Source organism: Rivibacter subsaxonicus, assembly GCF_004217215.1.
Taxonomy (GTDB): Bacteria; Pseudomonadota; Gammaproteobacteria; order Burkholderiales; family Burkholderiaceae_C; genus Rivibacter; species Rivibacter subsaxonicus.
Window position 1 is genome coordinate 1 of sequence record NZ_SHKP01000002.1, and the last position, 1,683, is coordinate 1,683.

Genomic DNA, 1,683 nt, shown 5'->3' on the forward strand with positions numbered 1-1,683 from the left:
GAGGCCGTGTGAAAACGCCTTGAATCCTGCTTGATTCTTGCTACGACATAGCAAGCCGCAGGAGGGTTTGTGATGTCGAGATTCATCGTGGGCGCCGACCGCAAGCAAGTCACATTGCTTCCAGAGTGCTTGGACGATTTCGTTGCAGAGGACAACACCGTTCGGATCGTGGATGTCTTCATCAATGAATTGGACCTGGCTGCCTTGGGCTTCGACGGTACCAACCAAGCTGCGACGGGCCGACCCTCGTATCACCCATCGGTGCTGCTGAAGCTTTACCTTTATGGGTACCTCAACCGCCTCCAATCCAGTCGCCGGCTGGAGCGGGAATGCCAACGCAACGTCGAGCTGATGTGGCTCACCGGCAGACTCGCCCCTGACTTCAAGACCATCGCCGACTTCCGCCGTGATAACAGCAAAGGCATTCGCAATGTCTGTCGGCGCTTCGTAGTGCTGTGTCGCGAGTTGAAGCTGTTCACTGAAGCCGTAGTGGCCATCGACGGCAGCAAGTTCAAGGCGGTCAACAACCGCGAGCGCAACTACACGCCGGGCAAGATAGAGCGGCGTGAACGCGAGTTGGAGGAGAGCATCCAGCGCTACCTCGATGCATTGGAGACGGCCGATCGGACCCAGCCCACGGAGATGCAAGCCAAGACCGAGCGCTTGCAAGGCAAGATCCAGAAGATGCGTCAGCGCATGCAAGACCTGCAGAGCATCAAGGCGCAACTGGAGACCTTGCCCGATCGGCAACTCTCTCAGACGGACCCCGACGCGCGCGCCATGACCACCTACAGTGCCAAGGGCACAGCCATGGTGGGCTACAACGTGCAAACGGCGGTGGACACCAAGAACCATCTGATCGTCGCCCATGAGGTCACGAACAACGGCAGCGACCGGTCACAGCTGAGTGCAATCGCCGCGGCTGCAAGCGAGGCCATGGGCAAGCGCAGAGTGAAGGCCATTGCCGACCGTGGCTACTACAGCGGTGCGGAACTCAAGGCATGCGAGGACGCTGGGATTGCCGCGCTGGTACCCAAGCCCATGACATCCAATGCGAGGGCTGAAGGCCGATTCGACAAGACGGACTTCATCTACATCGCACATGCCGACGAATATCAATGCCCGGCGGGCCAGCGTGCCATTCATCGCTACACCACCAACGACAGAGGTCTACAGGTGCACACCTACTGGACCAGTGCCTGTCCTGCTTGTCCGATGAAGAAGCAGTGCACGACGGGCGACTATCGACGCATCAGGCGGTGGGAGCACGAAGCGGTCATGGAGAGGGTGCAGCAGCGGCTGGAACGAATGCCTGATGCGATGACGGTGCGAAAGAGAACCGTCGAACACGTCTTTGGAACCCTCAAAAATTGGATGGGCTGGACGCACTTCCTGACACGAGGGATCGGCAACGTGGCAACGGAGATGAGCCTGAGCGTGCTGGCGTACAACTTCAAACGCGTCCTAAACATCCTCGGCTTCGAGCGGACCAGGAAGGCGATGCGATTGCTGAGTGCTTAGGCACTTTTTTGGCTGAACTGACGCCAAACTGCGACCCCGAACAGCCTTGGGGCCGTCACGACGGCCTTTGGCGGCAATCAATCCGAATTGCCGGTTGAACCTTCGAAAGCCGGGGCTTCTCGTTGGACACCGCCACCTTCCGACTCGTTATCACACAGCCTC

General features: G+C 58.9%; 1 protein-coding gene. It reads left to right on the forward strand.

Annotated elements, in window-relative coordinates:
- Nucleotides 1-72: 72 nt before the first annotated feature.
- A complete protein-coding gene (locus tag EV670_RS00025) occupies nt 73-1,521 on the forward strand; it encodes an IS1182 family transposase (RefSeq protein WP_130429782.1) in 1,449 nt (482 codons plus the stop codon).
- Nucleotides 1,522-1,683: the final 162 nt, after the last annotated feature.

Bases quoted from the DNA above. Each gene is read 5' to 3' on its own strand.
- EV670_RS00025 (WP_130429782.1), top strand. From the start codon at position 73: ATGTCGAGATTCATCGTGGGCGCCGACCGCAAGCAAGTCACATTGCTT.